This is a genomic window from Streptomyces sp. NPDC050548, from assembly GCF_044457385.1.
In the GTDB taxonomy this organism is placed as follows: Bacteria; Actinomycetota; Actinomycetes; order Streptomycetales; family Streptomycetaceae; genus Streptomyces.
The window spans coordinates 79,326-102,599 of sequence record NZ_JBITGV010000020.1; the positions used below are offsets into that span (position 1 = coordinate 79,326).

Consider the following 23,274-nt stretch of genomic DNA (forward strand, 5'->3'; position numbering starts at 1 on the left):
CCGGGGTTACCGGCGGCCCTTCCTGTCGGGAAATGTGGTTCGGGGGAGTGGATCAGCTGACGTCGGAGGCGTCCAGGCGGTACAGGCCGCTGTAGGCGGAGACCGCCGTGCCGTGTGCCTTGACCCAGGTCGCGATCTCCGAGTTGGTGCCCTGGCCGCCGTCGCTGCTGACCATGATGTAGTGCAACTCGCCCGACTTCACCAGGGACTTGAGCTTCGCGAGGGTCATCGCGTTGTCGCTGCCGGACCAGCCGCCCATGGAGATCACGGGCTGTCCCGACTCCAGGATGATCGAGGAAGCCGTCTGGTCGGTGGACACCGCCAGCAGCCAAGTCGCCCCGTCCTGGTGCTTCTTGAGGTACGTGATCATCGCGGACGAGACCTGCGTGCCGCCGCCCATGCCGCCGCCACCGGTGGACTGCGTACCGGAGTCGGAGGAGGACGAGGACGTCGAGCCGCTGCCCGAGGGCATGGTGCCGGACGGGGCCGAACCACTGGGCTTCGTACCCGAGGGGGCCGAACCGCTGGGCTTCGTACCGGACTTGGTGCCGCTCGGCGCGCCGCCCATGCCGCCGCCACCGCCGCCCATGCCGCCACCGGTGCTCGGACCGGCCGTCGGGTTGGTGCCGTTGGTCGAGGAGGTCGCCGCCGAGACCGAGTAGGCCGCGGGACCGGCGAGGAGGGCGACGATCGCCGCGAGGGCCGCGAAGCCCATCAGACGGTGGCGCCGGGTGAACCGGCCGACCAGCAGGCCGAGTACGGAGGCGATGCCCGCGACCGCGACCACGATCTCCGCGACCGTGTACACCGTGCCGGAGCCGGAGACCCGCTGGAGCAGGACGACCGCCCAGACCGTGCTGGCCGCGATCGCGACCGGCAGCACCCAGGCCCACTTGGCCACGGCGCCCTCACGGAAGGCGCGGTACAGGAGCACCCCGCCCGCACCGGCCAGGGCCGCGATACCGGGCGCCATGGCGGTGACGTAGTACGGGTGGAAGGTGCCCTCGGCCAGCGAGAAGGTCAGGAAGTGGAGGACGAACCAGCCGCCCCAGAGCATGAGCGCAGCCCGCTTGGCGTCGGTGCGGGGAGCGCGTCCGCGCAGCACCAGACCGGCGACGAGCGCGATCGCCGCGAAGGGGATCAGCCAGGAGATCTGGCCGCCCATGATCTCGTTGAACATCCGGTACAGGCCCGAACTGCCGCCGAACGAGGCCCCGTTGCCCTGCGAGCCGACGGAGGAGCTGGCGCCGAAGATCCGGCCGAAGCCGTTGTAACCGATGACCAGGTCCCACACCGTGTTGTCGGTGGAGCCGCCGATGTAGGGGCGGGAGGAGGCCGGGATCAGGTCGACGATCACCATCCACCAGGCGCTGGAGACGACCAGCGCGACGGTGGCGACGGCGAGGTTGCGGATGCGCTTGCCGAGGGAGACGTTCGTGGCCCAGAGGTAGACGAGGAAGAAGGCGGGCAGGACGACGTACGCCTGCATCATCTTGGTGTTGAACGCGAAGCCGATCGCGACGGCCGACCAGACCAGCGGCATCAACTTGCCGTTGCGGACGGCCTTCAGGAGGGCCACCGCGCCGAGCATCATCAGCAGGACGAGGATCGGGTCCGGGTTGGTGTCACGGGTGATGGCGACCGTGATCGGGGTGAGGGCGAGGACGAGCGCCGAGATGGTGCCCGCGATCGCGCCGAAGTCCCGCTTGACGCTGCGGTACAGGATGGCCACCGAGCCGGTGCCGGCCGCGACCATCGGAAGCATCAACTGCCAGGTGCCGTAACCGAATACGCGGGCGGAGAGGCCCATCACCCAGAGGGCGAACGGTGGTTTGTCGACCGTGATGAAGCTGCCGGAGTCCAGCGCGCCGAAGAAGAACGCCTTCCAGCTCTTGGTGCCGCTGTAGACGGCCGCGTCGTAGAAGGTGTTTCCGGTGATCGAGGTCAGATTCCAGGCATAGAGCGCGGTGGCCAGCAGGAGGATCGCCCAGAGGGCCGGGCGGGCCCAGCGCGGGTCGTCCTCCGGGCCCGTGAAGAGCCTTCTGGCACGGGAGTTGAGGCCGCCGTCGGCGGGCGGGCCGGCCCGGTGCGAGCGGCGGGTGCTCTCCTGACCGGGGGGCGGGGCGAGGGTCGTCATGACGCGTACTCCAGGTGTTCCGCGGAAGTGGCGGGCGCCCCAGCGGGCAGGACAGGGGTGGTGGTGCGGGTGCGGTGGGGTACGGCGGCGATGCGGGCGCGGCCGGTGAGCGTCTGCTTGAACATGCGGCGCATGCCCTTGAGGTCGTCGAGGGCGGTGCGGACGATGTCGACGCGGCTGTCGGGGTCGTCGATCCAGTCGACCGGGACCTCGTGGATACGGAGCTTGTTGCGCTGGGCGAGGACGAGGAGTTCGGTGTCGAAGAACCAGGCGGTGTCCTCGATGTGCGGGGCGAGCGCCCGGAACACCTCGGTGCGCACGGCCTTGAAGCCGCACTGCGCGTCCGAGAAGCGGGCCGCGAGGCCTGCCTTGAGGAGGAGGTTGTAGGAGCGGGAGATGAACTCCCGCTTCGCGCCGCGCTGTACGGCCGACTGCCGGTGCAGCCGGCTGCCGATCGCCACGTCGCTGTGGCCGGACAGGAGCGGGGCGACCAGGGGGAGGAAGCCTTCGAGGCCGGTGGACAGGTCGACGTCCATGTACGCGACCACGTCCGCCTCGGAGCGGCTCCACACGTGCTTGAGCGCGCGGCCCCGGCCCTTGGCGTCGAGGTGCACGGCGTGCACGTGCGGCAGCCGCTCGGTGAGGTCGAGCGCCGCCTGCCAGGTGGCGTCGGTGCTCGCGTTGTCCGCCACGGTGATCGTGAACGGGAACGGGAAGGACGATTCGAGGTATGCGTGGAGACGGCCGACACTGCCGGCGAGGACGTGCGCCTCGTTGTAGACCGGCACCACGATCTCGACCGACCGCTGCCGGGCGCCTCCCGCGTTCTGTTCGTTCATGACGGTGACGATCCGGGCGCTGTCTAGGGCGTTGCTGTGCCTTCGCTGAACGGTCGATGAGAATCAGCGGACTCACAGGAAGGGCACAGTCGATCCGCGACGAACCCCCAGGAAGCGGCACCCAAAACCCCTCAGGTGCCCGCCAAGTTCCCGCAACACAAGCCGTCTAGACTCTCCCCTCGACGGCCGGAGACAGCGGCCAGGAACGGGCAGTTTCTGCCACATCCGAAGGGTATTCGGCGCTTTGATACGGATAGATTCAGTCACCAAGCGGTACCCGGACGGCACGGTGGCGGTCGACCGGTTGTCCTTGGACATACCGGACCGCTCGATCACCGTCCTCGTCGGCCCTTCGGGCTGTGGCAAGACGACGACCCTGCGCATGATCAACCGGATGGTCGACCTCAGCGAGGGCACGATCTCCCTGGACGGCGCGGACATCACCAAGCAGCCGGTCAACACCCTGCGCCGGTCCATGGGTTACGTCATCCAGAACGCCGGGCTCTTCCAGCACCGCACGATCGTCGACAACATCGCCACCGTGCCCCGCATGCTCGGCTGGGGCAAGGAGAAGGCCAGGGCGCGGGCCACCGAACTCATGGAGCGGGTGGGGCTCGACGGCTCGCTCGCCAGGCGGTACCCGTACCAGCTCTCCGGCGGCCAGCAGCAGCGCGTCGGCGTCGCCCGCGCCCTGGCCGCGGACCCGCCGGTGCTGCTGATGGACGAGCCGTTCTCGGCCGTCGACCCCGTGGTCCGCAAGGGCCTCCAGGACGAACTCCTGCGTCTCCAGGAGGAGTTGGGCAAGACGATCGTCTTCGTCACCCATGACATCGACGAGGCGATCAAGCTCGGCACGATGGTCGCGGTGCTGCGCACCGGCGGCAAGCTGGCCCAGTTCGCGCCGCCCGCCGAGCTGTTGTCCGACCCGGCGGACGCCTTCGTCGAGGACTTCCTCGGCGCCGACCGCGGCATCCGCCGCCTGTCCTTCTTCTCCTCCGCGGGCCTCGACCTCAAGACCTCCCCGATCGTCGCCGTCGACTCCACCGCCGAGCAGATCGCCGAACGCACCACGCCCGGTGTGCCGTACCTCCTCGTCACCGACCTGGACGGCCGGCCGCTCGGCTGGAGCGAGCCCGGCGCGCTCACCGCCGGAAGCATCGACACGGCTCAGCTCCTCGCGTACGGCCGCCCGTTCGCCGCCGGCAAGGACTCGCTGCGCGCCGCGCTCGACGGCTCCGTGCTGTCGCCCACCGGCTGGGCGGTCGGCGTGGACGACACCGGCCGGGTCGTGGGCGTCGTGTCGCAGCAGGCCGTGGGCGAGGCGATCCGCAGCGCGCACGCGGCCGTGCGGCCGGACACGAAGGTCCTCGGATGAACGACTGGTTCCGCATCCCCAGCGACCTCCAGAACAGCTACTTCGGTCTGATCGGGCTGCATCTGCGCGAGGCTGTGATCCCGGTCCTCGTCGGCCTGGTGGTCGCGCTGCCCATCGCCCAACTCTGCGTGCGGCTGCGCTGGTTGTACCCGCCGGTGCTGTGGGTGACGACCGTGCTCTACGCGATCCCCTCGCTGGCCTTCTTCGTCGTCCTCATCGACTACACCGGCCAGACCGAGACCACCGTGATGATCCCGCTCGGCGTCTACAGCCTGGTGGTGTTCGTCCCGGCGATCGTCGACGGCGTCCGCTCGGTACCGCAGGAGACCCTGGACGCGGCGACCGCGATGGGCCTCGGGCCCGTGCGCCGGTACCTCCAGGTCCAGTTGCCGATCGCCGTGCCCGCGATCATCGCCGGCCTGCGGGTGGCGACCGTGTCCAGCATCTCCCTCGTCAGCGTCGGCATGCTGATCGGCAACCAGGGCGCGCTGGGCAACCTGCTCAACGACGGCCAGATCTACCACCAGCCGCGGCTGATCTGGCTCTCCGTGATCACCACCGCCGTCCTCGCCATCGTCGTCGACGCCGTCCTGGTCGTAGTACGCCTGCTCCTCACGCCCTGGATGCCGCGCGGCACCCGCAAGGCCCGGCCCGCACCGGCCGAACCCGCAACGGAGGACGCAGCCCGGTGAACGTACTCCACTACATCAACCTGTTCTTCAGCGACAGCACCCACTGGCACGGCTACGACGGCATCCCCACCCGGCTGCGCGAGCACGTCCAGTACTCGCTGATCGCGCTGGCCATCGCCGCCGCCATCGGCCTCCCCGTCGGTCTGCTCACGGGGCACACCGGACGCGGCGGCAACGCCCTCTCGCTGATCGCCACCGCCGCCCGCGCGCTGCCCAGCTTCGGCCTGCTGGTGCTGATGTTCGTGCTGATCGGCTTCGGTCTGGTCCCGGTGATGATCCCGCTGGTCGTCCTCGCCGTACCGCCGATCCTGGTGACCACGTACGAGGCGATGCGCTCCGTCGACCCGTCCCCGGTCGACGCGGCCCGCGGCATGGGCATGAACGAGACGAACATCCTCTTCCAGGTGGAACTGCCGGTCGCGCTCCCGCTGATCCTCAGCGGCCTGCGCTCGGCCGCCATCCAGATCGTCTCCACGGCCACCATCGCGGCCTACGTCAGCCTCGGCGGCCTCGGCCGCTACATCATCGACGGCCTCTACCAGAAGAACTACGAGAAGGTCGTCGGCGGCGCCACCCTGGTCGCCGGGATGGCCCTGGTGACACTGGGGGTCTTCTGGGGCATCGCACGGCTCGCGGTGTCGCCGGGGGTGCGCCGGAGCAACTGAGCGCAGAGAGAAGGGGGGAGGGCTCAGGCCCTCCCCCCTTCTTCTGTGTTCGTCAGCCCTGGGTGCGCGCCAGCGCCAGCTCCAGGACGACCAGCAGCGCGTCCCGCACCGAGCCGCGCTCCCGCGCGTCGAAGGCGATCACCGGGACGCGTTCGTTGACGTCGAGCGCCCAGCGGACCTCGTCGAGGGAGTGCTCGATCTTCCCGTCGAAGGCGTTCAGGGCGACAGCGAACGGGATCTGCTTGTGCTCGAAGTAGTCGACGGCCGCGTAGCAGTCGTCGAGGCGGCGGGTGTCGACGATGACGAGACCGCCGACCGCGCCCTCCACGATGTCGTCCCACATGAAGCCGAACCGGTCCTGCCCGGGCGTACCGAACAGATACAGCTTCAGGGTCGGGTCGATGGTGATGCAGCCGAAGTCCATCGCCACCGTGGTCGTGGTCTTGCGCGGGGTGTGGGACAGGTCGTCCACGCCCGCCGCGACCTCGGTGATCGCGGCCTCGGTGGTCAGCGGCTCGATCTCGGAGATCGCGCCCACGGTGGTGGTCTTGCCCACGCCGAAGCCGCCCGCGACGACCATCTTCACCGGGAGCGGCGGTCGTACGACGGTCTGCGCAGCCGCACCGCGGGCGACCGGTTCAGTCGGTGTCACGGAGTACTCCCCGGGAGTTGGGGATGGCGCGGAGGCCATCGATGACCCTTCGCAGGACGGTTGCGTCATGGGTGATGTCGGTGTTCGGCACATGCACCGTCAGCTGTCCGGCGGCCCGCAGGTCCTCGGCGAGGACCCGCACCACGTTCAGGTGCAGCCGCAGCCGGGCCGCGATCTCGGCGAGGGACTGCGGCTGCCGGCAGGCGGCGACGATGTCGTGCTGCTCGAAGGAGAGCCGGTCGAGCATGTCGAGCCCGGCGGCCGTGGCCACCACCTGGGTCTCGACGGGGATCGGCCGTCCGGAGTCGGCCGCGCCCGCGCCCGCCACCCGGCCGGCGGTCACCAGGAACGGCCGTACGGCGGAGGGGGCGCGCACCGGATCGCGACCCGGGGGCGTGTCCCCGTCCGCGCCGGCACCGCTCGGAGTGCGGCCGTCGGGCATGTGTGGCTGTTCCTCTCTCGACCGGTCGGGGACCGGTCACCGAGCCGAAGCGGCGCCGACGCTGTTCTTCAGCTGGAGCACCAGCTGCGGGTTGAGCGCGGAACCGGCACGGTTGGCGAACAGCGTCATCTCGTAGGCGATGTTGCCGAGCTTGGCCTCCTTGTCGGTGACGACGCCGAGGACTGCGCCGCTGCCGATCGCGGAGACGAGGACGTGGCCGCCCTCCAGGTCGATGATGACCTTGTTCAGGCCGCCGAGACCGTAGTTGCCGGAGGCGCCCGCGGCCAGGCTGGTGATGCCGGAGACGATGGCCCCGAGCCGCTCCGAGTGGGCGTGCTCGCGCAGTTCCGCCACGGCGATCAGCAGACCGTCGGAGGACACCGCGATGGCGTCGACGACACCCGCGGTCTCCGTCGCGAAACGGTTGAGCAGCCAGTTGAAATCGGCCGCTGCTGCCTGCAGTTCGGCCGGCGTGGTGCCTCCCCTGGGAGTTTCACCTGTCGACGTACTCACTGCTCCGCTCCTTTCGGGAGATTGTTCCGGTCGTGCGGGTGGTGCGCGTCCGTGAGGCGCAGGCCCGAGAGGGTGTCGCTGTCCCGGTTGGCCTGCTCCACGGCTGCCTCGAACTCTTCGAGGGCTGAGCGGACGGCATCCGCGTCGGCGGGCCGGGGGGCCTGCCTGGCGGCTTGCTGGGCGGCGTCGTCGGCGCCCGTACGAAGGGTGGCGCCCTTGACCCGCCGGCGCAGGGGGCGGGAGCCCCCGGGGGCGGTGTCGAGGGCGGCGGAGTCGTCCGCCGGGGCGTGGTGGGTGACGGGCGGGGGAGCCGCGGCGGCCGTCACCGTCTCGTACCGGGAGACCCGGCGCGGGAGCGGGGCGGGCTCGTCCTCGGCGCGCATGTGCTCGGACACGGCCGGCTCGGGTCTGCTCAGGGTGATCGACGGGCGCGGTCCGGAGTCCGAGGCGGCCCAGGAGGGAGCCGGACGGCGTTGCTCCTCACCGGAGTCGAGCCCCGACCCGGCGGGCGCGAGCGCCTTGTCGGGCCCCGCGTGTCCTTCCGCCGAACCGCCGGAGGACAGCGCGCTCATACGCAGCAGCAGCGTCGCCGGGATGGTCACCTCGGCCGTCACACCGCCGCCCGGGGTACGAGCCAGGGTGACGTCGATGTCCCAGCGGCGGGCCAGCGTACCGACCACGAATAGACCGAGCACCTTCGTCGGCACCAGGTCGAGGCGCTCACGGCGGATCAGCCGGGCGTTCTCCTCGGCGATGCGGTCGGCGCTCATCCCGAGACCGTGGTCGGCCACGACGATCAGCGCGTCGTCGCCGTCGGTGCGGACGACCACCTCGACGGGGCTGCCCGCGGGGGAGAACGAGACCGCGTTCTCCAGGAGTTCGGCCACCATCAGCGTCAGGTCGCCGATGATGTCGGGCTCCACCATGATCTCGGTGTCGGCCCGCAGGCCCACCCGCTGGAAGCCCTCGATCTGGCCGAGCGCGGCCCGTACGACGTTGGTGAGTTCGGTGGGTCCACCGTCGAGGACGGTCTCGCGGATGCCGGCGAGCAGCATCAGACTGTCCGCGTTGCGGCGCAGGCGTACGGCGATGTGGTCGATGGAGTAGAGGCGTTCGAGGAGCGCCGGGTCGGTCTCGCCGCGCTCCACCGCGTCGATCAGGGCGAGTTGACGGGTCGTCAGGTTGCTGACGCGGCGGCCGACGTTGCCGAACATCTCGGCGACGTTGCGGCGGCTGACGACCTGGCGGGCCAGCAGCGCGGCGGCAGTGGTCTGCACATGGTTGAAGGCCTCGGCGAGGTCGCCGATCTCGTCCTTCGCGGTGACCGGCATGTCCCGCAGCATCGGCGGGCCGTCGTCCTCGGCGTCGTCGTCGGCCACGCGGGCCAGTTCCCGGCCGGCGACCTCGGCGACCTGCTTGGCGGCACCGGTCAGGGCCTGCACCGGGCGGACCACCGAGCGGCGCACGATCACCACGAAGAAGAGCCACAGGACGAAGCCGAGCGCCGAGAGGTTCAGCAGGATCCCGGCGCGCCAGGAGGCGGAACTCGACGCGTCGTCGGCGCGGGTGGCGATCTGGCCGATCAGCGAGTTGGTGATCTTCAGCCGGGCCTCGGCCTGCTTCGGGTAGGCGGGGTAGTCGCTCATGGCGTCCGCGAACGCCTTGCGGACCGCGCCGGGCGACTCGGCCTGCAGCCCGCTGGGGTCGATCTGCAGCTCGGCGTAGGCCTCGGCGATCTCCCGCTGCGGGGTGGTGTGCTCGATGCCGGACAGCTCGTCGGCCTGCTCCTCGGTGGCGAACCGGGCGAAGCGGGAGGCCTGGTAGGTGTACAGGTCGTAGGAGCCGACGGCGTTGGTGAACTCGATGAGCGCGTTGCTGTCACCGGTCGTCGCCGAGAACACGCTGGTCTCGAACGAGCTGTGGGCGGCATCGGCCCGCAGCACGGAGTCCAGCAGGTTGCCGGTGAAGGTGGTGGCGAGGTTCGCGTTGTGCTCCAGGTCGAGCCCGTCGATCAGACCGTCCGAGGCGCTGGTGTACGCGGGGTCGATGTTGTCGGCGGGCAGATAGCTCTGGGCGACCGTGTTGCGCAGTGTCTGCAGGCCGTTGATCTCCCTGAGCGCCTGGGCCTCGCCGGCCGGCAGCCGGTCACCGAAGGTGTCGCGCACCTTCTCGACCTGCTGGTCCACGGCCTGCTGGGACTTGCGGTAGGCGCTCTGCGAGGGGGTGCCGCCGTCCTTGGTGGCCTCGAAGCGGACGGAGAGCAGGATGGCCTGCTGGTGCTCCGCCTCCACGAGGTTCACCAGCTCGGCGACCTGGCCGCTGTCCCGCACCAGTTGGGCCGCGTCGCTCGCGTCCGTCGACTGCCCGATCTCATCGGTGATGAGATACGTCAGCAGCACCGCGACCACCGCGAGCGGTACGCCGACGAGCAGATTGAGCTTGCGCCTGAAGGGCCAACGGTCTGCGAAGCCCCGTATGGACACCAGGCCTCCTTCGTGGGGTGTTGTCACGGTACGCGCAGCGACACACGTGACTGTTTTTGATCGAAGCGGCCCCCGCACACCGCTGTGACCGACGCCAACTCCGGGGAGACTACCGTCTCTTTGAACGATCAAGTGCGTCGCCCTACGTCAAGAATCAATCACAAAGCGCCCGTGTTCGCGACCGGTCCGTTTACGTTCCCTTCACAACTGGGCACTCATTGAGGCCAATCGGTGACCAGAGTTCTCTTGACTGACCAAGAACCGGCTGGATTGGATCAGCGGAGTGCGGCATTCACGCCCCGCGCGTGGACGCCACAGCCATGCCTGCACGCCTGTGTCAACATCCAACCCCGGAACGGGAATTGTGACTTCTAAAGCGAAGAACAGCTGGTCCAGCACTAGGTACCCCGGCGCGGCGGCCATCGCCCTCGCCGCTACGGCTGCGCTTGTCACGGGATGTGGATCGTCCTCCGACAGCAAGTCCGACAACCCCCTCTCGGACGGCAAGGCCAGTGGCGACACGGTCGTCGTCGGCTCGAACAACTTCGCCGAGAGCATCCTGATCGCCGACATCTACGGCGAGGCCCTCAAGGCCAAGGGCGTCAAGGTCACTTACAAGCCGAACATCGGCAGTCGCGAGACGACGTACGGCCTGCTCAAGAACGGCTCCATCACGGTGCTGCCCGAGTACAACGGCGCCCTGCTGGCCTACCTCGACCCGAAGGCCGCCCCGGCGACCCTCGCCGCGACCACGGCCGCGATCAACGCCAAGCTGGACTCCAAGCTGACGCTGCTGGACCCGGCCGCCGCGGAGGACAAGGACACGGTCACCCTCAACGCGGAGACCGCGAAGAAGTACAACCTCACGTCCGAGTCCAGCATCGGCGACCTCAAGTCCATCGCCAAGGACCTGGTCATCGGCGCCTCGCCGGAGTTCCAGACCCGGCAGCAGGGCCTGGTGGGCCTGAAGTCCGTCTACGGCCTGGAGTTCAAGTCCTTCAAGGCGCTGGACGCGGGCGGCCCGCTGACGGCCGCCGCGCTGAAGAAGAACACCGTGCAGGCGGCGGACCTCTTCAGCACGGACCCGACCATCACCAAGGAGAAGCACGTCACGCTCCAGGACCCGAAGCGCCTCTTCGGCTTCGAGAACGTGCAGCCCCTGGTCTACAAGAGCGGCCTCTCCGCCGCCGGTGTCGCCGCCCTCAACGCGGTCTCCGCGAAGCTCGACACGGCGACCCTGCTGGACCTCGACACCCAGGTCGGGTCGCAGAACAAGGACCCGCTGGACGTCGCGAAGGCCTGGCTGAAGACGGCCGGCCTGAGCTGACCCGTTCCGCCGCCGACGCGGGTGCCTCCGTTCTCCGGGAGGCACCCGCGTCGCCGTGCTCGGCGGTTCAGTAACCGACGTAGAAGGTCGCGTCCTGCTGGTCCGTGGCGGTCGAGATCGGGTCGATGCGCAGCACGTAGTTGGAGTGCCGGATGTAGCGGGTCGGGTTGTTGTACGACCGGAACGACGCCCAACCGGAGTCCGCGAGGCCGGCCGTCCGGTAGAACGTGGCGTCCCCGGCGAACGTCGACGTGCCGTCGTTCACGTCGAGTTGGAGCGCGTAGTTGTAGTGCCGCAGATACCGGGTCGGGTAGTTGACCGACTGGAAGGACACTCCCGCGCTGTCCGCGAGCCCCGGCACCAGCGTCCACTGCGAGTCGGTGTACGGGTCGAAGGCGTACTCGTCGATCCGCCCGACGAAGTTGGAGTGCCGGACGTAACGCGCCGGGTAGTTGTAGGACTTGAGCCGGTTCCAGGCGGGCGTGCCCCACTTCGCCACGAGGTTGTTGTACTCGGTGGCGGTGATCGGCTGGATGCCGCAGTGCTTGGAGTTGAGCGGCTGCGTGTAGAGCTTCTGGTCGACGGCCGTCCAGGTGCCGGCGGCGAGGCTGTTGGTCTGCCAGGCGTAGAAGACACCGTTGGGGTCCCAGGTGTCTCCCCACAGGTACCAAGTGGAGCTGGAGGCAAGGGACTTGACCAGGGTCGGGGCCTCGGTGCCGTTGTGCGAGACCGCCGTGCTGAACTCGGTGAAGCTGCCCGGGTCCAGTGACGTGGACTTGGCGCCGACCAGCGTCGAATTCTTCTTGAAGTAGAGGTAGTTGACCCCGTTCACGCCCACGGCGAGATCGCCGTCGATGACGTCGTAACCGGGGTCGAAGAACACCTGCGGATCCCCGGCGGTCACGAAGTCGCTCGTGTAGTTGACCATGATGACGTTGTGGCCGCTGTCGTTGACGGCCGAGTAGATCACCCCGTACTGCCCGCGCCCCGCGTCCCAGTACGACTCCGGCGCCCAGGCGTGGGTGTCCAGGTCGTGCACCTTCATCCGCCGGTAGCCGGTGAAGGTGCGCAGATCGGTGGAGTCCCAGACGTGGATGTACTGGCTGACGTACGACCAGTCGGTGCCGTTGAGGTCCGTCGCGAGGACCACGAACGTGCCGTCCTGCTTGCGCAGGATGAAGGGGTCGCGCAGGCCGAGGGAGCCCGCGGTCGGGGTGGCGACGGGGGCGTTCTGGTTCAGCGGGGTCCACTGCAGGCCGTCGAGGCTGACGGCCAGGTGCAGGCCGTAGTTGGCGCCCAGGAACGTCGGCGACTCGGTGAAGTAGCACATGACATAAGCCGAGTTGGTCGCCGCCGCCGCGCTGCCGGCGCCGAGGGTCAGTGCGCCGGTGGCCGCGAGGGGGAGGGTCGCGGCCATGCCGAGGAACAGGCGGCGGGAGGGGTGGGGGAGAGGGGGGACGGCCATGTGTTCTCCAGGGTGCGAGTGGGGTGCGAGCGGCCCATCGTTCTAAAAGGAGTTCGATATCCCGAACGGGGTTCGGTAAGTCGATCAGAAGGTAGAGATGGGGCGCGTGCGCGTCAATCACACGGTCGTGCTTGGCCGGTTCTCGTCGTTCACGTAGGTGTCCGCTACGAGCCCCCTGTGTGGATCAGCAGTTCCGTCCGCGCCCGGGCCGCCGCCCCGACCGCCACCGCGTCACCGCCCAGCCGGGCCGGCAGCACCCGCACCGGATGCCCGCTCACCGGCGGCTCCAGCGCCAGCGTCTCCCGTACGGCCGCCCCGACCAGCTCCCACGAGCGGCTGACACCCCCGCCGATCACACACGTCGTGACATCCAGCAGCCCCGCCGTGATCAGCAGCGCACGGGCCACACCACGGCCCGCGTCCCGGTACACGGCGAGCGCGTCCGGGTCGCCGCCGAGGGCCGCCCCGGAGACCTCGCGGGCGGTACGGTCCACACCGGTCCGCTCCCGGTACCGCGCCGCGATCGACCGCCCCGACGCCAGCGTCTCCAGATGCCCCCGCCCGCCACACGTGCACGGCAGCTCGCCGAACCCCGGCACATGACCGATCTCGCCGGCCGCCCCGCGCGGCCCGTCGTACAGGGCGCCATTCAGCCACAGCGCGCCACCCACCCCGGTGCCGAGCGTCATCGCGAGCACGTTCTCCTCACCCACGACGGCTCCCTTCGCGACCTCCCCGCGCAGAAACGCGTTGACGTCGTTGTCGAGGAACGCCGGTACATCCAGGGCCCGTTCGACAGCGGCCGTCACCTCGAACCCGGCCCAGTCGCGGAACGAGTCGCTCGCCACGAGGATCCGCCCGGCCCGTACGTCCACGAGCCCGGCCGCGCCGACCCCGACCCCGAGCAACCGGGCGGGCGTACGGCCCAGCAGCAGCCGCAGCGCGGAGAGCGCGGCGCCGAGCATCGCGGCCCCGCCCTCGCTCGCCGGGGTCGGCACCTCCACCCGGTCCAGCACATCGAGCCGGTCCGTGCACAGCACGACCTGAGTGGTGGTCCCGCCGATGTCGACACCGGCGATCACCTGGTGAGCCTCGCTCACGCGCCGGCCTCCGTCCCCGACGCCACCCGGCGTTCTCTGCGCTCCCGTTGGACCACCGGATCGGGCACGGGCACGGCGGCGATGAGCCGACGCGTGTACGCGCTCTCCGGATGCAGCAAGGTGCTCATGGTCGCCCCCTGTTCCTCGACCCGCCCGCCCCGCATCACGACAACCCGCCCCGCGAACCGCTGCACCACGGCCAGGTCGTGCGACACGAAGAGACACGCGAACCCGAGCTCCGCCTGCAACTCGGCGATCACCTCCAGCACGGTCCGCTGCACACTCACGTCCAGCGCGCTCGTGGGTTCGTCCGCGACCAGCAGTCGGGGTGCGAGCACGAGGGCCCGGGCAAGACTCACGCGCTGCCGCTGCCCACCGGACAGCTCACGCGGCCCACGCCGCGCCAACTCCCTGGGCAGCCGCACCAGTTCGAGCACCTCGGCGACCCGCTCGCGCCGCTCGGCGGCACCCATGCCACGCCGGTGCACCCGCAACGGCTCGGCCACACACTCCGCGACACTCATCCGCGCGTCCAGCGAGGCCACCGGATCCTGCAGCACCACACCGACCCCGGCCAGCAGGGCCCGCCGCGCCCGCCCCCGCGCCCTGCGCAGATCGGTCCCGAAGAGCGAGACGTCCCCGGACTCCGGCGCCACCAACCCCAGGGCCACCCGCGCGGCGGTCGACTTCCCGGACCCGGACTCACCGACGAGCCCCACGGTCTCCCCGGCCCGCACGGTCAGCGACACGTCGTCCAGCGCCCGCACGGCACGCGGCCCCCGCCCGAACCGCACACCCACACCCCGGAGTTCGACGACGGGCGCCCCCTCGCTCTTTCGCTGTACGGCACCCACCGGCTCACTCACGGCCAGCCGGGGCACGGCCGCCAACAGCTTCCGCGTGTACTCATGAGTGGGCCGCAACAGCACGTCCTCCACCGCCCCCGTCTCCACGATCTCCCCCTCCAGCATCACGGCGACCCGGTCGGCGAAGTCGGCGACGACCCCCATGTTGTGCGTGACCAGCAGCACGCCCGTCCCCGAGCCGACGGCCAACGCCCGCAGCAGATCGAGGATCTCGGCCTGCACGGTCACATCCAGCGCGGTGGTCGGCTCGTCCGCGACAAGCAGCCCGGGCGAGTTGGCGATGGCCATCGCGATGACAACCCGCTGTCGCTGTCCGCCCGACAACTGGAACGGAAACGCGGAGGCCCGCCGTTCGGGATCGGGAATACCGACCCTGCGCAACAACGCGACGGCCTCGGCAGCCGCCTCCGGCCGCGACACGTCCCGATGATTCCGCACAACTTCCGCTATCTGCCTGCCGATTCGGGTCAGCGGATCAAGAGCGGTGGCAGGCTCCTGGAACACCATCGAGGCCGTACGCCCACGCAGGCGCGAGAGTTCGGCCTCACCGGCGCCGACCACATCCGTGCCGCCGACCGAAACACCCCCGGACGCACGGGCGTTGCCGGGCAGCAGCCCGAGTGCGGCGAGCGCCACGGTCGACTTCCCGGACCCGGACTCACCCACCAGGGCCAGCGTCTCGCCGGGCGCGACCCGCAACGAAACCCCGCGCACGGCGGGCACGTCACCGCTCTCCGTGGCGAAGGTGACGCCCAGATTCTCCATCTCCAGGATGTTGTTCATCCGCGTCCCTTTACGTCGAAGGCGTCCCGCAGTCCGTCACCGATCGCGTTGAACGCGCACACGACGAGGATGATCGCGAGGCCCGGCGGCACGATCAGCCACCAGCGTCCCGAGTAGGCGGCCGTCAGCCCGGCCGAGAGCATGCCGCCCCAGTCGGTCGCCGGCGGCTGGACTCCCAGCCCCAGATAGGACACATAGGCGACGAGCAGGATCGCGTCGGCGACCTGGAAGGTGGCCGCGACGACGATCGTCGACACCGAGTTGGGCAGGATGTGCCGGGCGATGGCCCGCCCGTGGGTACCGCCGATGGCCCGCAGGGTCAGCACATAGTCGCGCCGCTTCAGGGTCAGCGTCTCGGCCCGCACGAGCCGCGAGGGCACCAGCCAGGACATCAGCCCCAGAATGACGATCAGCCCCGGCACGCCGGGCGTGGTGATGGCGGACACGACCAGCAGGATGAACAGCGCGGGGATCGCGATCCCGGCATCCACGACCCGCATCATGACGGCGTCGACCCACCCACCGGCATACCCCGCGATCGACCCCCAGAGCGTCCCGATGACAGTGGCGAGCACCCCGGCGGCAAGCCCGACGAGCAGCGAGACCTTCCCGCCGTACATGAGCCGCCCCAACTCGTCGTGCCCAACGGCATCGGTACCGAGCCAATGGGCCCCGCTGGGCGCGAGGTTGACCTGAGAGAGATCGGTATGGGTCTGATCGGTGGAGTAGAGAAGAGGCCCCACGAAACAGAACAGGAAGAAGAGGACCACCACTAGGAGTCCGGCGACCGCGAGCTTATTGCGCGCGAAGCGCGCTTTTAGGGGCGCGGGGAACTGCGCGACCAGCCCCCACCGACCGGCACTTTGAACACTCACGTTGTGCCCCCTTTCACGCGAGGATCCACAACCCGCTGAACGACATCGGCGAGCAGCGTCCCCACCACAGTCGCCACAGAGATCACCAACACACACCCCAGCAGCACCGGATAGTCGGACGACTGCGCCGCACTCCAGAACAACAGCCCCATCCCGGGGTAGTTGAAGAGCTGCTCGACAACCAGCGCACCCCCGAACAGCACCGGCACGTAGTACCCGAGCATCGCGATCACCGGAGTCAACGAGTTCCGGAACACATGCTTGAAGAGGATCGCCCGCTGCCGAGAACCCCCCGCCCGAGCCGTCCGGACGTAGTCCTCGGACAGGTTCTCCAAGGTCGCAGCCCGCATGTACCGACTGAACACGGCGACCATCGAGGCCGCCCCGGTCACCACAGGCAGCACCAACGCCACGGGATCCGCGAAGACTTGAGCAACCGTGTCCCCCTGCGGCGCCTGCGAAGGAAACCACCGCACGACCTGCGTGAAGACCATCACCAGCACAAGTCCCAGGAAATACACGGGAGTCGAGTACGCGACGAAGCTCAACGTGGTGATGACATAGTCGGCCGGCTTGTTCCGCCGCACGGCCTGCCACATGCCCAGCGGAAGAGCGAGCAGCAGCCCCACAACCGCCGACAGCACGGTCAACACCAGTGTCTTCGGCAGCCGTTGCTCGATGAGCTGGGACACCGCCTCGTTGAGGGTGTACGACGTGCCGAGGTCCCCGTGCAGCAACTGCCGCAGGTAGTACAGGTACTGCACGGGCAGCGGCCGGTCGAGCCCCTGGTCGTGGTTGAAGAGCGTGATCTGCTGGGGCGTGGCCTGCGGCCCGAGGATCCCGCGTGCGGGACCCCCGGGCAGCGCGTGCAGCAGACCGAAGACCACGACCGTCACGATGAGGATGACGACCAGCGCCTGGGCGATCCGCCGGGTCAGATACAGGAGGGTGTCCATGCCTCAGCTGGTCCACTTCCACTGTGCCGGGTGGAAGTTGGCGAGCGGGTCCTGCGAGAAGCCGCCGAGACCGTTCTTGACGACGGAGATCTGGTAGTCGGGCTCCGGCAGCCAGATCACCGGCAGGTCCTTCGCGAGGGCCGCGCTGTAGTCCTGGACCGCCTGGGTCGAACTCGACGTCGTGGAAGCGGAGATGAGCTTGTCGACGTCGGCGTTGGAGTAGTTGCCGAAGTTCGCGCCGCCCTTCGTCTGGAAGAGCGAGTCACCCGTCGGGAAGGCCGGGAAGTACCAGCTGCCGGCCGTACCGAAGTAGGACAGCTGCCACTTGCAGATCGACTGCGAGGCCGTGCACTGCGGGGTCTGCGACAGCACGGAGTTGACCGGCGCGGTCTTGATGGAGAACTTGATGCCGGTCTTCGCGAGCGAGGACTGGATCGCGCTCATCATGTTGTCCGTCACCGTCGAACCGGACTGCGACAGCACCTGCATCTGGAACTTCGTCCCCTTGGCGACCCCCGCACCGCACTGGGCGGCGCCGGTACCGGGGCTGGTACAGGTCATGACCCCGCCCTGCTCGCTCCAACCATGGCTGCTGAGCAGCGACTTGGCGGCCGAGGTCGAGAACGGATACGGGTCGCTCTTCTGCGTGGCCGACAGGAACGACGAGGTCTGCGCCTGCGGAATCGGCCCGTACCCGGGCACCGCCGTGCCGTTGAAGATGACCTTCGCCAGACTGCTCTGGTCGATCGACCGCTGCACGGCCTGCCGGGCGTAGAGCTGCTTGAACACGGCACCCATGGAAGGGTTGTTGAAGTTGTACGGCATGTAGGTGATCGCCCAGCCCGACCACGGCTTCACGGTGTAACCCTGCGCGGTGAAGCTGTCCTTCTGGTCGAGGTCCGTCGCCTCGATGTAGCCGTAGTCGACGCTCCCCGAGCGCAGCGCGTTCTTCTCCGCGTCCGCCGTCGTGAACGGGAGGAGGTTCACGGTGGGGATACCGGCCTTCTCACCGCCGTCGTACTTCGCGTTGGCGGCCAGGACGACCTTGCCGGCCGTGGAGAAGGACTTCACGGTGTACGGGCCGCTGACCGTCTTCCACAGGGCGTCGGTGGCGTACCCGTTGATGTTCTTCGCCGCGCTGTTGAGGTACGTCCAGTCCTTCTTGGCGTCCCCGGCCTTGTCCCACACGTGCTGGGGGAGCGGGTTGATCAGGGCCAGCTCGTTGGCCAGCATCCACTGCGGGTTGTAGGCCTTGTCGAAGGTGATCGTGAAGTGGCGGGTGTCCACCGTCTTGAAGGACGTCCAGTTGTCCGGCGCCTTGCCCGGGTTGTAGCTCGCCCACTGCGCCTTGTTGGCCTTGATCAGGTCGAACCAGAACTTCACGTCGGCGGAGGTGACCGGCTTCCCGTCGCTCCAGTGCCGGTCGCCGAGGGTGATCGTGACGCTCTTGTTGTCGGCCGCGAAGTCCGCCGCGGTCGCCACCGAGCCCTTCTTGTTCCAGCCCATGGCCCCGGTCGAGCCGTCATAGGCGATCAGCGGCTCCCACAGCGCGTTCGCGATGGAGATGTTGTTGGTGTTGAGGTGCGCCGCGGTGCCGATCGGCAGGATCCAGTTCGGGGTGAAGTTCGCGGGCAGCGCGTAGTCGATGGCGTCGCGCGACCCGGAGGACGACGTACCGCTCGACCCGGAACAGCCCGCGAGCAGCAGCGAGGCCGTGGTCAGGGAGGCACCGGCGAGGAGTCTCTTGCGGACAGGGGACATGGTTCTCCTCGGAAAAAGAGGGGCGGAGGCGGGAGTGAGGACAGTCAACGACCCCTGTGGTCGAAGAAACAGGCGTGCCGCTGTAAAAAGCCTGTTACTGCCGTTCTGGAAAAAGCGCACAGGGCATGTGGGTGACTTACGCTCGTCGCTTCGATCGCCGATCCGGAAGTAACTTCCTTCATGCCTGAAAAAAGTGCGCATCGCCGGAAGGGCACCTCGGGCGTCTCCTCACTGGCCGAGCACGTCCTCGAACTCCTCGCCTCCGGGCAGGCCGCCACCCGCACCGATCTCGCCGCACTGCTCGGCGCCGCGCCCTCGACGATCTCCCTGGCGGTGGGCCAGCTGGTGTCCCTGGGCCTGGTCGCCGAGCACGGCACGCGCTCCTCGACCGGCGGCAGGCCGCGCAAGGTGCTGCGGCTGGGCGGCAGCGACGGTTTCGCGGTCGCGGCCGAACTCGGCGGCAAGCACGCGCACGTGGGCGTCGTCCTGCCCGGCGGCGGCCTCACCGACGTATCGACCGTGCCCTTCCCCACGGCGGACGGTCCCGAGGCGGCGCTGCCGGGCCTCGCCGACACCCTCCAGGGCCTCGCCGAGCGGCGCGGGCCGGAGCTGCTGCGCGGGGTCGGCCTCTCGCTGCCGGGCCCGGTCGACATCGCGGGCGGTGTCGTGACCCTCCCGTCCCGGATGCCCGGCTGGAACCGGTTCCCGGTCCGGGCCTGGCTGGAGGACCGGTTCGGCGTCCCGGCGGCCATCGAGAACGACGCCAACTGCATGGCCGTCGGCGAGCACACCGTGCAGCCCGCCGAACGCCGTCAGTCGATCATGGTCAAGACGGGCACCGCGATCGGCGCCGGCGTCATCGCCGACGGCCGCCTCTACCGCGGCGGCACCGGCGCGGCGGGCGAGATCACCCATGTCCGCGTCGAGGCCGCCCACGACATCCCCTGCTCCTGCGGCAACACCGGCTGCCTCGAAACCGTCGCCTCGGGCGCCGCCCTCGTCCGCATCCTGCGCGGCCACGGCCTCGACGTGACGACCACGGAGGACGTCGTACGCCTCGCCACCGACTCCCACCCCGAAGCGACCCGAGCGGTCCGCCAGGCCGGCCGCTACCTCGGCCAAGTCCTCGCCGCCAACGTCAACTTCTTCAACCCGGACGCCGTGTATCTGGGCGGCATCCTCTCCACCCTGGAGCCCTTCGTCGCGGCGGTCCGCAGCCAACTCTACGAAGGCTGCCACCCGTTGGTGACGGAACACCTGGTGATCGACCGCGCCAGCCTGGGAGCGGATGCGGGGCTGGTGGGCGCAGGCCAGTTCGCACTGCAACGGGCGCTGGCGCAGGCATTGCAGACGGTCACGGACAAGCCCCGTTGACTTGTGCTTTTAGGGGCGCGGGGAACTGCGCGACCAGCCCCCACGCACCCGCAGCCGACACACAACCTGGAGCCCCCATTGCCTACTTCTCGTCCTGTCATCGCCATCGCAGGCCTAGGAATCGAATCCTCGACCTTCTCCCCGGCCCGCACAGAAGCCCCCGCCTTCCACCCCCAACGCGGCCCCGAAGTCCTCACCCGCTACCCCTTCCTCGCCCCCAACACACCGTTGAGAGAAGCCGCAGACTGGCGCGGAGCCCTGGTCGGCAAGGCCCTCCCCGGCGGCACCGTAACGGCCGCCGCCTTCACCGCCCTCTCCGACGAACTCATCGCCAGGCTCGGCGAGTTGGGCCCCCTGGACGGCCTCTGGTACGACATCCACGGCGCGATGACAGTGGAGGACCTGGACGACGCCGAGGCCCAACTCCTCACCCGCATAAGGGAAACCATCGGCCCGGACACCCTCGTGTCGACCTCCATGGACCTCCACGGCAACGTCTCCCGAGAACTGGTCCACGCCACCGACCTGATCACCTGCTACCGCACGGCCCCGCACGAGGACGCCATGGACACCAAGGAACGCGCCGCCCGCAACCTCGTCGACCTCCTGGCGAGCGGCGCCCCCCGCCCGGTCAAGGCGTGGATCCCGGTCCCCGTACTCCTCGCGGGCGAGCAGACCTCCACCCGTATCGAACCGGCGAAGAGCGTCTACGCGGCCGTAGAGGACGTAGAAGCGAAAGAAGGGGTCATCGACGCGGCGATCTGGGTCGGCTACGCCTGGGCCGACGAGCCCCGCAACCGGGCCGCGGTGGTCGTCACCGGCCAGTCCGCGCCACAAGTCACCGCAGGCGCCGAGCAGTTGGCGCGCAACTTCTGGGAGGCCCGGCACGACTTCGCATTCGTCGCGCCCACCGGCACCCTGACCGAGTGCCTCGACGAGGCCCTCGCCTCCACCGCCCGGCCGTACTTCATCAGCGACACCGGCGACAACCCGACCGCCGGCGGCGCGGGCGATGTCACCTGGGGCCTCCAACAGGTCCTGGAACGCCCCGAGTTCAAGGACCAGGACGGCCCTACGGTCATCTACGCGTCACTGCCCGGACCGGCCGCGGTGGACGCGGCCGTAAAAGCCGGAGTCGGCGCCACCGTCACCGTCACGGCCGGCGCTGAGGTCGACGACCGTCACGCGCCCCCGCTGACCCTCACCGGTGTCGTGCACTCGGTCCGGCACGGCGACCGGGACGCCGAGACCGAGGTGGTCCTGCGGGTCGGCGGCGTGTACGTGGTCCTGACCCGGCTGCGGAAGCCGTACCACCACGAACACGACTTCACCGACCTGGAGTTGGAGCCGCGCTCCGCGGACCTCGTGCTCGTGAAGATCGGCTATCTCGAACCCGAACTCTTCGCCATGGCCGCCGACTGGAAGATGGCCCTCACCCCCGGCGGGGTCGACCAGGACCTGGTCCGGCTCGGTCATCACCGCATCCGGCGGCCGATGTTCCCCTTCGACCGGGACATGCGCGACCCGGACCTCACGGCCCGGGTCGTCAGCCCCTCGGACGAGCCGCTCAGCGGGGCGGACGAGTGAGCCTGCCGCCCCCGCCGTCCTCGATGGCCGCCTCGATCAACTGGTCCAGCAGCGCGATCAGTACGTTCCGGCACGAGTCGCGCTCGCGGGCGTCGCACAGCAGCACCCGGACGTCCTCCGGGAGTGCCAGCGCGTCGCGGACCGCCTCCGCCGGATACGGGTGCTCGCCGTAGAAGCCGTTCACGCCCACCACGAACGGGATGCCCCGGCGTTCGAAGAAGTCGACGGCCGCGAAACTGGACTTCGGGCGGCGTACGTCGATCAGGACCACCGCGCCGAGCGCGCCGAGCGCCAGGTCGTTCCACATGAACCAGAAGCGCTGCTGGCCCGGGGTGCCGAACAGGTACAGCACCAGGTCCTGGCCTATGGTGATGCGGCCGAAGTCCAGGGCCACGGTGGTGGCCCGTTTCTCCTCGATGCCGTCGAGGTCGTCGACGGCGAGGCTCGCCGCGGTGAGCGGTTCCTCGGTGCGCAGCGGGGCGATCTCGCTCACCGAACCGACCATGGTGGTCTTGCCGACGCCGAAGCCCCCCGCGATCAGGATCTTGACCGTCTCGGGCGGCGCGGGTGCCGGAGCGATGGTGTCAGAGCCGGCCAAGGCCCTCCCTCACTTTCTGCAGCAGGTCCATGTCCGGGCTGGTACGGGAGACCGGGTGCGGCGGACGGGCCGTGATCAGGCCCGCCTCCAGCAGGTCGCAGAGCATGATCACTACCACGCTCACCGGAAGGTCGACAAGGGCCGCGACCTCCGCCACCGCCAGCGGCTCCGCGCACAGCCGCAGGATGCGGGCCTGCTCCGGCTGCGGCCGGGGCGCCCGCGCGGGCGCCGGGTCGACCGCGGTCACCGTGGTGATGAGGGTGAAATCGGCGCGGCTGGGCCGGGTTCTGCCACCGGTCAGCGTGAACGGTCGTACCAGCCGTCCCGCCGCGTCGCCACCGCTCACCTCACTCGCCGGAGCCGGCCGCGGGGCCGACGTTGGCCCTCGGCGCGGCGCTGAGATGCTCGCCTATCTTCTTCACCAGCATGTTCATCTGGTAGGCCACGACCCCGACGTCCGCGCCCGGACCGGTCAGGACGACCAGATGGGCGCCGGGGCCCGCGGAGGTGAGGATCAGATAGCTGTTCGCCATCTCGATCAGCGCCTGGCGCACCGGACCGCCGCGGAAGTCCATGCTGACCCCCTTGCTGAGGCTCATCAGCCCGGACGCGGTGGCCGCGAGCCGCTCGGCGTCGTCGCGCAGGAACCCGGTGGACTTGCTGACGACGAGGCCGTCCTCGGACAGCACGACGGCCTGGTTCACCTCGGCCACCCGGTCCACGAGTCCGGTGAGCAACTGGTCGAGTTGGGTGTGCGTGGCGGGCACGGGACGTGTCATGGCGG

21 protein-coding genes are annotated in these 23,274 nt (G+C 69.5%); 6 read left to right on the forward strand and 15 right to left on the reverse strand.

Translation table 11 applies throughout. The features are described 5' to 3' along the window. Positions 1 to 52: 52 nt before the first annotated feature. Positions 53 to 2,137: an ArnT family glycosyltransferase gene (locus tag ACIBJH_RS39685; RefSeq protein WP_399121794.1), complete on the reverse strand. Its 2,085-nt coding sequence runs from the start codon at positions 2,135 to 2,137 to the stop codon at positions 53 to 55. Further along, positions 2,134 to 2,976 (reverse strand): dolichyl-phosphate beta-glucosyltransferase, encoded by an 843-nt coding sequence (locus tag ACIBJH_RS39690; RefSeq protein WP_399121795.1) that lies wholly within the window; start codon positions 2,974 to 2,976, stop codon positions 2,134 to 2,136. Before ACIBJH_RS39690 ends, ACIBJH_RS39685 begins: the two co-directional genes overlap by 4 nt. Positions 2,977 to 3,220: 244 nt before the next feature. Here ACIBJH_RS39690 and ACIBJH_RS39695 point away from each other — a divergent pair, with 244 nt between their 5' ends. The 3 genes from ACIBJH_RS39695 to ACIBJH_RS39705 are packed head-to-tail and all read left to right on the forward strand — an operon-like array spanning position 3,221 to position 5,708. After that, the gene (locus ACIBJH_RS39695) at positions 3,221 to 4,351 is read left to right on the forward strand and encodes an ABC transporter ATP-binding protein (protein WP_399121796.1); all 1,131 of its coding nucleotides are present in this window, start codon (positions 3,221 to 3,223) and stop codon (positions 4,349 to 4,351) included. After that, positions 4,348 to 5,043 (forward strand): ABC transporter permease, encoded by a 696-nt coding sequence (locus ACIBJH_RS39700; protein ID WP_399121797.1) that lies wholly within the window; start codon positions 4,348 to 4,350, stop codon positions 5,041 to 5,043. Before ACIBJH_RS39695 ends, ACIBJH_RS39700 begins: the two co-directional genes overlap by 4 nt. Continuing rightward, on the forward strand, positions 5,040 to 5,708 hold the full coding sequence (locus ACIBJH_RS39705; RefSeq protein ID WP_399121798.1) for an ABC transporter permease: 669 nt from the start codon (positions 5,040 to 5,042) through the stop codon (positions 5,706 to 5,708). The genes ACIBJH_RS39700 and ACIBJH_RS39705 overlap by 4 nt, the downstream gene beginning before the upstream one ends. Positions 5,709 to 5,760: 52 nt before the next feature. Here the strand turns inward: ACIBJH_RS39705 and ACIBJH_RS39710 are convergent, their stop codons facing one another. Genes ACIBJH_RS39710 through ACIBJH_RS39725 form a run of 4 tightly spaced genes read right to left on the reverse strand, consistent with a single transcriptional unit; the run spans position 5,761 to position 9,798 of the window. Next, on the reverse strand, positions 5,761 to 6,360 hold the full coding sequence (locus tag ACIBJH_RS39710) for an ATP/GTP-binding protein (protein WP_362974339.1): 600 nt from the start codon (positions 6,358 to 6,360) through the stop codon (positions 5,761 to 5,763). Further along, complete coding sequence (locus ACIBJH_RS39715; RefSeq protein WP_399121799.1) at positions 6,347 to 6,802, reverse strand: DUF742 domain-containing protein; 456 nt, start codon at positions 6,800 to 6,802, stop codon at positions 6,347 to 6,349. Before ACIBJH_RS39715 ends, ACIBJH_RS39710 begins: the two co-directional genes overlap by 14 nt. A gap of 36 nt (positions 6,803 to 6,838) precedes the next feature. Beyond that, positions 6,839 to 7,315, reverse strand: a complete 477-nt coding sequence (locus ACIBJH_RS39720; protein WP_019071413.1) for a roadblock/LC7 domain-containing protein — start codon at positions 7,313 to 7,315, stop codon at positions 6,839 to 6,841. Then, complete coding sequence (locus tag ACIBJH_RS39725; protein WP_399121800.1) at positions 7,312 to 9,798, reverse strand: ATP-binding protein; 2,487 nt, start codon at positions 9,796 to 9,798, stop codon at positions 7,312 to 7,314. The genes ACIBJH_RS39720 and ACIBJH_RS39725 overlap by 4 nt, the downstream gene beginning before the upstream one ends. A gap of 364 nt (positions 9,799 to 10,162) precedes the next feature. Here ACIBJH_RS39725 and ACIBJH_RS39730 point away from each other — a divergent pair, with 364 nt between their 5' ends. Then, positions 10,163 to 11,125 carry an ABC transporter substrate-binding protein gene (locus ACIBJH_RS39730; protein WP_399121801.1) on the forward strand — a complete coding sequence of 321 codons (963 nt, stop codon included), beginning with the start codon at positions 10,163 to 10,165 and terminating at the stop codon, positions 11,123 to 11,125. Between the two features lie 67 nt (positions 11,126 to 11,192). On the opposite strand, the gene ACIBJH_RS39735 is transcribed toward ACIBJH_RS39730, so the two are convergent. The 6 genes from ACIBJH_RS39735 to ACIBJH_RS39760 all read right to left on the reverse strand — a co-directional run bounded on the left by ACIBJH_RS39735 (position 11,193) and on the right by ACIBJH_RS39760 (position 18,931). Continuing rightward, positions 11,193 to 12,590 (reverse strand): glycoside hydrolase family 43 protein, encoded by a 1,398-nt coding sequence (locus ACIBJH_RS39735; RefSeq protein ID WP_399121802.1) that lies wholly within the window; start codon positions 12,588 to 12,590, stop codon positions 11,193 to 11,195. A gap of 164 nt (positions 12,591 to 12,754) precedes the next feature. Next, entirely contained in the window at positions 12,755 to 13,690 is a 936-nt protein-coding gene (locus ACIBJH_RS39740; protein ID WP_399121803.1) for an ROK family protein, read from the reverse strand. Continuing rightward, on the reverse strand, positions 13,687 to 15,339 hold the full coding sequence (locus tag ACIBJH_RS39745) for a dipeptide ABC transporter ATP-binding protein (RefSeq protein WP_399121804.1): 1,653 nt from the start codon (positions 15,337 to 15,339) through the stop codon (positions 13,687 to 13,689). The genes ACIBJH_RS39740 and ACIBJH_RS39745 overlap by 4 nt, the downstream gene beginning before the upstream one ends. After that, positions 15,336 to 16,184: an ABC transporter permease gene (locus ACIBJH_RS39750; RefSeq protein WP_399121864.1), complete on the reverse strand. Its 849-nt coding sequence runs from the start codon at positions 16,182 to 16,184 to the stop codon at positions 15,336 to 15,338. The genes ACIBJH_RS39745 and ACIBJH_RS39750 overlap by 4 nt, the downstream gene beginning before the upstream one ends. 26 nt (positions 16,185 to 16,210) lie before the next feature. Continuing rightward, positions 16,211 to 17,170 (reverse strand): ABC transporter permease, encoded by a 960-nt coding sequence (locus ACIBJH_RS39755; RefSeq protein ID WP_399121805.1) that lies wholly within the window; start codon positions 17,168 to 17,170, stop codon positions 16,211 to 16,213. A gap of 3 nt (positions 17,171 to 17,173) precedes the next feature. After that, positions 17,174 to 18,931 carry a peptide ABC transporter substrate-binding protein gene (locus ACIBJH_RS39760; protein ID WP_399121806.1) on the reverse strand — a complete coding sequence of 586 codons (1,758 nt, stop codon included), beginning with the start codon at positions 18,929 to 18,931 and terminating at the stop codon, positions 17,174 to 17,176. A 180-nt stretch (positions 18,932 to 19,111) separates the two neighbouring features. Here ACIBJH_RS39760 and ACIBJH_RS39765 point away from each other — a divergent pair, with 180 nt between their 5' ends. Further along, positions 19,112 to 20,305, forward strand: coding sequence for an ROK family protein (locus ACIBJH_RS39765; RefSeq protein ID WP_399121807.1), 1,194 nt, complete (start codon positions 19,112 to 19,114; stop codon positions 20,303 to 20,305). Positions 20,306 to 20,383: 78 nt separating this feature from the next. Then, positions 20,384 to 21,892 carry a M81 family metallopeptidase gene (locus ACIBJH_RS39770; protein ID WP_399121808.1) on the forward strand — a complete coding sequence of 503 codons (1,509 nt, stop codon included), beginning with the start codon at positions 20,384 to 20,386 and terminating at the stop codon, positions 21,890 to 21,892. Here ACIBJH_RS39770 and ACIBJH_RS39775 read toward each other — a convergent pair. Genes ACIBJH_RS39775 through ACIBJH_RS39785 form a run of 3 tightly spaced genes read right to left on the reverse strand, consistent with a single transcriptional unit; the run spans position 21,873 to position 23,269 of the window. Then, positions 21,873 to 22,490, reverse strand: a complete 618-nt coding sequence (locus tag ACIBJH_RS39775; protein WP_399121809.1) for a GTP-binding protein — start codon at positions 22,488 to 22,490, stop codon at positions 21,873 to 21,875. The two genes, ACIBJH_RS39770 and ACIBJH_RS39775, sit on opposite strands and share 20 nt — an antisense overlap. Continuing rightward, complete coding sequence (locus tag ACIBJH_RS39780) at positions 22,477 to 22,836, reverse strand: DUF742 domain-containing protein (RefSeq protein ID WP_200715061.1); 360 nt, start codon at positions 22,834 to 22,836, stop codon at positions 22,477 to 22,479. The genes ACIBJH_RS39775 and ACIBJH_RS39780 overlap by 14 nt, the downstream gene beginning before the upstream one ends. Before the next feature lies 1 nt (position 22,837). After that, a complete protein-coding gene (locus tag ACIBJH_RS39785; RefSeq protein WP_019071426.1) occupies positions 22,838 to 23,269 on the reverse strand; it encodes a roadblock/LC7 domain-containing protein in 432 nt (143 codons plus the stop codon). Positions 23,270 to 23,274 lie beyond the last annotated feature (5 nt).

Coding starts and splice junctions, on each gene's coding strand:
- ACIBJH_RS39685 (WP_399121794.1), bottom strand. CDS start 2,137: ATGACGACCCTCGCCCCGCCCCCCGGTCAGGAGAGCACCCGCCGCTCG.
- ACIBJH_RS39690 (WP_399121795.1), bottom strand. CDS start 2,976: ATGAACGAACAGAACGCGGGAGGCGCCCGGCAGCGGTCGGTCGAGATC.
- ACIBJH_RS39700 (WP_399121797.1), top strand. CDS start 4,348: ATGAACGACTGGTTCCGCATCCCCAGCGACCTCCAGAACAGCTACTTC.
- ACIBJH_RS39715 (WP_399121799.1), bottom strand. CDS start 6,802: ATGCCCGACGGCCGCACTCCGAGCGGTGCCGGCGCGGACGGGGACACG.
- ACIBJH_RS39735 (WP_399121802.1), bottom strand. CDS start 12,590: ATGGCCGTCCCCCCTCTCCCCCACCCCTCCCGCCGCCTGTTCCTCGGC.
- ACIBJH_RS39745 (WP_399121804.1), bottom strand. CDS start 15,339: ATGAACAACATCCTGGAGATGGAGAATCTGGGCGTCACCTTCGCCACG.
- ACIBJH_RS39755 (WP_399121805.1), bottom strand. CDS start 17,170: ATGGACACCCTCCTGTATCTGACCCGGCGGATCGCCCAGGCGCTGGTC.
- ACIBJH_RS39760 (WP_399121806.1), bottom strand. CDS start 18,931: ATGTCCCCTGTCCGCAAGAGACTCCTCGCCGGTGCCTCCCTGACCACG.
- ACIBJH_RS39765 (WP_399121807.1), top strand. CDS start 19,112: ATGCCTGAAAAAAGTGCGCATCGCCGGAAGGGCACCTCGGGCGTCTCC.
- ACIBJH_RS39785 (WP_019071426.1), bottom strand. CDS start 23,269: ATGACACGTCCCGTGCCCGCCACGCACACCCAACTCGACCAGTTGCTC.